Source organism: Sulfurovum sp. (assembly GCF_049668085.1).
Classification (GTDB): domain Bacteria; phylum Campylobacterota; class Campylobacteria; order Campylobacterales; family Sulfurovaceae; genus Sulfurovum.
The window spans coordinates 23176-29376 of sequence record NZ_JBATIY010000103.1 but is presented as its reverse complement, the minus strand read 5'-3'; the positions used below and the strand labels follow the sequence as shown (position 1 = coordinate 29376).

6 protein-coding genes and 2 tRNA genes are annotated in these 6201 nt (G+C 38.2%); 5 read left to right on the top strand and 3 right to left on the bottom strand.

All coding sequences use genetic code 11. From position 1 onward, the window contains the following. The 3 genes from WBM70_RS07030 to WBM70_RS07020 form a co-directional block, all read right to left on the bottom strand. Window positions 1-396: hypothetical protein (locus tag WBM70_RS07030; RefSeq protein WP_424557790.1), on the bottom strand; the 396-nt coding region annotated here is incomplete at its 3' end. 72 nt (window positions 397-468) lie between these two features. Beyond that, a tRNA-Glu gene (locus WBM70_RS07025) sits at window positions 469-543 on the bottom strand. A gap of 31 nt (window positions 544-574) precedes the next feature. Further along, window positions 575-649, bottom strand: a tRNA-Glu gene (locus WBM70_RS07020). An 89-nt stretch (window positions 650-738) separates the two neighbouring features. Here WBM70_RS07020 and WBM70_RS07015 point away from each other — a divergent pair. From WBM70_RS07015 to nagA, 5 genes are all read left to right on the top strand, one after another. After that, on the top strand, window positions 739-1227 hold the full coding sequence (locus WBM70_RS07015; protein WP_424557789.1) for a hypothetical protein: 489 nt from the start codon (window positions 739-741) through the stop codon (window positions 1225-1227). 9 nt (window positions 1228-1236) lie between these two features. Next, on the top strand, window positions 1237-2127 hold the full coding sequence (gene nfo / locus WBM70_RS07010; RefSeq protein ID WP_424557788.1) for a deoxyribonuclease IV: 891 nt from the start codon (window positions 1237-1239) through the stop codon (window positions 2125-2127). Between the two features lie 131 nt (window positions 2128-2258). Further along, on the top strand, window positions 2259-3449 hold the full coding sequence (locus WBM70_RS07005) for an OmpP1/FadL family transporter (RefSeq protein WP_424557787.1): 1191 nt from the start codon (window positions 2259-2261) through the stop codon (window positions 3447-3449). Window position 3450: 1 nt separating this feature from the next. Further along, window positions 3451-4995 carry a long-chain-fatty-acid--CoA ligase gene (locus WBM70_RS07000; protein WP_424557786.1) on the top strand — a complete coding sequence of 515 codons (1545 nt, stop codon included), beginning with the start codon at window positions 3451-3453 and terminating at the stop codon, window positions 4993-4995. A 79-nt stretch (window positions 4996-5074) separates the two neighbouring features. Further along, window positions 5075-6199: an N-acetylglucosamine-6-phosphate deacetylase gene (gene nagA / locus WBM70_RS06995; protein ID WP_424557785.1), complete on the top strand. Its 1125-nt coding sequence runs from the start codon at window positions 5075-5077 to the stop codon at window positions 6197-6199. The last annotated feature ends 2 nt before the right edge of the window (window positions 6200-6201 follow it).

Sequence of the window (6201 nt, the reverse complement as noted above, 5' to 3'; positions counted from 1 at the left end):
GGTCACTGTGTTGTTGACTTCTATAGGCTCTTGAGTGGCTACCTGCGGAACTTGCTCAATTGTTTGTGCTTTTTTTTGGATCGTTCTATTGCTCTCTGTTGTGTTTACATCCGGTGTCTGTTCTGATGAGATAAAGGCATCAGGAAAGACTTTTTGGTAAGAAGGTAAAAGTTTTTGTAGGGCTTCTTTTTTATCCGTTTGGACAGAAGATGCAACGTGCTGATTTCCTCTTTTTTTGATCTGGATCGTTTTTCTTAATGTTGGAGAGAGTTTATTTAACTCATGTTGCAAAGTATCAGCATTGTTGTAAACAGCAATACGGACCGTATAAAAGGTAGATGCAACGGTTTGTAAAGGCAATATGAGTAGTATAGTGATATAAAATAGACGAAACATGTAAAGACTCACTTTTATTTTTATTAATGTGGGGTTTTGTATAAAATTAAGATCATGTAGTAAAATACTAAATGGTGACCCCAAGGAGACTTGAACTCCTGTAACATGGATGAAAACCATGGATCCTAACCGCTAGACGATGGGGCCACAAATATTGAAAAGTTTACAAGCTATAAAATGGTGACCCCAAGGAGACTTGAACTCCTGTAACATGGATGAAAACCATGGATCCTAACCGCTAGACGATGGGGCCATCTGTAACTTGTGGATGGGATTATATAGATAGGGTGCTTAAAAATCTCTTAAATAGTGTATAATTTATCTAAAAAAATGGAAAAATAAATGAATTTTAAAAGAACAGTTTCGCTTCTAATAATGGGGTTTCTTTTCTCTGCATGTGCCCCTAAAGAATATGTCAAACAAAATGCTGCATTCATCATGTTTAAAACACCTACATTCAAATATGCAGATATGGGTTTTATTTATGAAAATGAAGAAGAGATGAAAGTAGAGATCTACGGTAGCGGACAGGCATTGATGACTTTAGAAATCTCTGAAACATCTGTTTGTATGAGTCTTTTGGAATGTATGAGTAGAAGTACCTTCAATAAAAAAGTGTTAAATAGTATGTATCCAGACGATATATTAGAGAATGTTTTTAGAGGAAAATCAGTGTTCGATGGTGCAGGGTTAGAAACAAAGGGTAACGGGTTTACACAAAAAATAGTAAAAAAAGATAAATATAATATCGATTATAGTGTTTTAAATAATCAAATTATTTTCCATGATACAATCAATGCAATACTTATAAAAGTCAAAAAACAATACTAAGGTTTTAAAATGGCAAAATTTGTCGGAGCACATGTCAGTGCCAGTGGGGGTGTAGATAATGCACCACTTAATGCTATGGCAATAGGAGCGAAAGCATTCGCACTTTTTACCAAAAACCAAAGACAGTGGGTAGCAAAACCCTTAGAAACAAAAACAATAGATGCGTTTCACAAAAATCTTGAAGTTTCAGGTATCTTGCCTAAACATATCTTACCTCATGACTCTTACCTTATAAATCTAGGACATCCTGAAGTAGAAAAACTTGAAAAATCACGAGATGCGTTCATAGATGAACTAGAGCGTTGTCGTACTTTAGGGTTGGATAGATTAAACTTTCATCCAGGATCTCATTTGACAAAGATCGCTAAAAAAGACCCGGAGTATATGGATAAGCTTATGCAGGCTGAATTGGGATGTTTGGATGTGATAGGAGATTCACTCAACAGAGCCATTGAAGCTACTCCAGATTCAAATGTAAAACTTGTCATTGAAAATACTGCAGGACAAGGTTCCAATCTTGGGTACAAATTTGAACATTTGGCACATATCATAGATAAGGTAGAAGACAAAAGCCGCGTAGGCGTTTGTATCGATACCTGTCACATGTTTACAGCAGGATATGATATCCGTACCAGAGAAACCTATGATGAAACATGGAACAGCTTTGATAAGATCGTGGGAAGTGAGTACCTGATGGGAATGCACATCAATGATTCTAAGCCTCCTTTAGGCTCTCGTGTGGACAGGCATCACTCATTAGGTCAGGGAGAGATCGGATGGGATGCTTTTAGATTTATAATGAATGACTCGCGTATGGATGACATACCACTTGTCTTGGAAACAATTGATGAGTCAATTTGGGCAGAGGAGATCAGAGCATTATACGCTTTGATTGAATAACTAAAGATTGTTTTCCGAGTCGAGGACGAGGCTTTAGTGGGAGGTACCCCAAGGGCATTTCCTAGCGGGGCAATTGAAGTGTAGCTTTGCTGCACTTCAAGGAGTATGTTAATCAAAAAAAGGGAGAAGAAATGGGAATATTAGTAAAAGGTTTGGCACTTAGTGCAATAGCAAGTTCGGTTGTCATGGCAGGAGGATATAAAATTCCGGAGCAGTCATTGAATTCGATGTCGTTAGGAGCAGCATATGTTGCACATACTACAGGGGCAGATACGAATTATCATAACCCTGCAAATATGGCTTTTATGGATGCAGAGAGGAGTTATGTAGAAGGTGGATTAACACTTGCACATTTACCTTCAAATGTTTACACATTAACGGACCCAATTTCAGGTGAGTCTGAGACAGAAGATATACTTATTCCATTTTTCCACTATGTCGCACCAGCTATAGGTGATTTTCGATGGGGTGTAAGTATGGTCGCTCCAGGCGGATTGACTAAAAGATGGAAGACAACATATCAAAAAGCATTTGCAGAAGAGTTCACATTAAAGGTGGTAGAAGTTAATCCTTCTGCTTCATATAAGATATCGGATGAACTATCTGTTGGTGCAGGTTTAAGATTTATCTATAGTGAAGGTGTTGTCAAAAATGATGCAACAGGTATAGGGATTCCACTTGTAGTAGATTTGGAAGGGGATACATTTGAATTTGGTTATAACTTAGCGATGACATATAAGCCAACGTCTGATATCAACCTGGCAGTAACCTATAGATCAGAAATAGAATTAGAGGAAGAGGGAACAGCTACTATAAATGGAACCAGTATGGATGCCAGTGTAACTGTTCCGTTACCTGCAGCATTGAACCTTGCAATTTCTAAAACATGGAATGATAAATTCACTCTTGAATTTAATTATGAGAGAACATACTGGTCAGCGTATGAAACACTGGAATTCGTAGGAACACCTCTTCCAATATCTCCAAAAGACTGGAAAGATACAAATACATATAGAGTAGGGGCAACTATCGAAATGGATAACAAAATCACTGCAATGATGGGGTTTGCTATCGATGAAACGCCTGTGCCTACAGAGACGATAGGGTTTGAACTTCCTGATAGTGATGCAAAGATATTCTCAATGGGATTCAGATATCAGCAGACAGAAGATCTTTCTTGGGGTGCAGCATTCCTGTATGATAGCAAAGAGGCACGTAGTGTAACTCCTGGTGTTGCGGATAATCTGATCCTTGCGAATGGTGGTGGATTTAGTGAAGGTGGCGCATTCTTAACAACGATAGGCGTGGCATACGAGTACTAGAATGGACTATAAGTTTAATAACTTTTATGAGCTGATCACCTTTCAGGCGAAAAAGCGCGGTAAAAAAGTCGCTCTTTTTGTGGATGATGAGAAGATCACCTATGCAGATATACTAGAAGCAGTCGATAAACTTGCTGCCTTTCTTGCAGAAAAAGGTGTAAAAAGAGGGGATAAAGTCGCATTTTTTTTACGTAATTCTCCGGAGTTTGTCTATAGTATATTCGCAGCGTCAAAATTAGGTGCGATCATTGTACCTATTAATACTTTTTTGAAAGAAGATGAACTGACTTATATTTTAGAAGACAGTGGTTCTTCTGTGCTTATAGCATCTGCAGTGCATGGGAAGGTTGTTAACAGTAGTAAAGCGAGTCACTTATGTCAGTTTATTTTATGGGAAGATAATAAGAGTGCACAGGGTGAACAGCATTACTCTTTTGATGAAGCATTAGAGACAGAGTCCTCTGTAGCACAGACATCCACTGCGCTGGAAGACACAGCTGTTATCATTTATACTTCAGGAACAACAGGTAAACCTAAAGGTGCGATGTTGAGCCATAAGAATATCTTTTCAAATGCACGTTCTGGTGAGAAGACGATCAAGGTAAAACCTAGAGATAGAGGTATTGTATTTTTACCGATGTTCCACTCATTTACATTTACGATCGGTATTATGCTGCCAATGTATATAGGGATGAGTATTGTGATCATCAAATCGATCCAGCCTTTTTCAAATATCTTTAAACAGACGTTGCTGAAACGTGTGACACTTTTCTTTGGAATACCAGATGTCTATAATGCTTTGGCTAAAGCAAAGCTTCCATGGTATTTTATGTGGTTTAACAATATCCGTGCATTTATATCCGGTGCAGCTGCATTACAGCCTAAAACACTTGACGCGATGTCAAAGAAGTTTAAAAGAGCGACGTTACTCGAAGGGTATGGACTGAGTGAAGCAAGTCCTGCTGTAAGTATGAATACGTTTAAAAAACAAAAACCTGGTTCAGTAGGAACAGTACTCTATGGTTATGAGATAAAGATCGTAGATGAAGATTTGAATGAAGTGGACCGTGGCGCTATAGGTGACATTATCGTCAAGGGTGATAATGTAATGCAAGGGTATCTTAATCGTCCTACCGCAACAGAGGAGACCATCATCAATGGCTGGTTACTGACAGGTGATGTAGGGTATATGGATGATGAAGGGTTTCTGTTCATTGTAGATAGAAAAAAAGATCTCATTATCTCAAAAGGTATCAATATCTACCCTAGAGAAATAGAAGAAATTGTAGATGTATTTGAAGGCGTCGCTTCATCTGCTGTGATAGGTATTGTGGATGAAAAGAGTGGAGAGGTGCCGGTTGTATATGTAGAACTTGAAGAGAATGTAGCGTTACTTGATGAAGCAGGTTTGAAAAAATATATGAGAGAACATCTTGCAAATTACAAGATACCAAAACAGATCCATATTGTCTCTGCCTTACCCAAAAATGCCACAGGTAAAGTACTCAAGCGTGTGCTCAAAGAGAGTCTTAGGGAGGAAGTGTGATCGGAAAACAACAAGAATTCGTTGTTTTCACTCTGAATCTTTATTATTTGCAGCAGATCCATGCAGATAGGACAATAAAATGAAAGCCATCACTCATGCTAAGATACTTTTAAATGACAGGTTTATTGAAGGGAAAATACTTTTATTTGACCATCAAATTATTGATATAGTAGATAAGATAGATATGAACGAGGTTGACATCATAGATGCCAATGGTGCGTATGTTAGTGCAGGGTTTATAGATCTGCACATACATGGAAATGGTGGGGCAGATGTGATGGATGCAACACCTGATACCTTGGAAACTATCTCTTCAACGCTTCTTCAAACAGGAACCACTTCTTTTTTAGCTACAACGATGACCATGTCAGATCAAGATATTGACAAGGCTTTACAAAATATTCAACTTCATGCTAGCAAGGTTACAGGTGCGAACATACTAGGTATTCATCTTGAGGGGCCTTTTATCAACGCTTCTAAACATGGTGCTCAAGATAAAGAGTATGTACAAACAGCTAATTTAGCACTTATTGAAAACTATTTGGCAGAAATAAAAATGATCACATTGGCACCGGAAATAGAAGGAAGTGAGTATTTTGTAAAGCTATTGACAAAAGAGTTTCCAGATATTATTTTAAGCATTGGACATTCTGATGCAAGTTACGAAAAGACCAAAGAGAGTTTTGCCTGGGGGATATCTCATGCAACCCATCTGTTCAATGCTATGAACCCGTATCATCATAGAAAACCAGGTATTGTGGGTGCAGTGTTTGATTCTGATATGACCTGTGACATTATTGCAGATCTGGTACACACACATCCTTCTGTTCTTGAACTGGTACAGAGAATCAAAAAAGAGAAGCTCATACTTATTACAGATGCTATGAGAGCAGGATGTATGAAGTGTGGAACGTATGATCTAGGGGGGAGAAGGGTTGAAGTCAATGACGGCAAGGCTGTATTGGAAGATGGAACACTTGCCGGGTCTGTACTGAAAATGAATGATGCATTGGCCAATATGAAAGCACACACTTCGATGGACATTGTTGAAATTGTGAATAGTGCGACAAAAATACCTGCGGGTAAACTTGGTATCAATAAGGGTGAACTCAAAAAAGGGTATGATGCAGATATAGTCATTTTTGATGAAAACTTTAGTATTATATCAACTATAGTCGGTGGTGAAGTAAAGTATAAAGGGTAGAT

Bases quoted from the DNA above. Each gene is read 5' to 3' on its own strand.
- WBM70_RS07005 (WP_424557787.1), top strand. From the start codon at position 2,259: ATGGGAATATTAGTAAAAGGTTTGGCACTTAGTGCAATAGCAAGTTCG.
- nfo (WP_424557788.1), top strand. From the start codon at position 1,237: ATGGCAAAATTTGTCGGAGCACATGTCAGTGCCAGTGGGGGTGTAGAT.
- WBM70_RS07015 (WP_424557789.1), top strand. From the start codon at position 739: ATGAATTTTAAAAGAACAGTTTCGCTTCTAATAATGGGGTTTCTTTTC.
- nagA (WP_424557785.1), top strand. From the start codon at position 5,075: ATGAAAGCCATCACTCATGCTAAGATACTTTTAAATGACAGGTTTATT.
- WBM70_RS07000 (WP_424557786.1), top strand. From the start codon at position 3,451: ATGGACTATAAGTTTAATAACTTTTATGAGCTGATCACCTTTCAGGCG.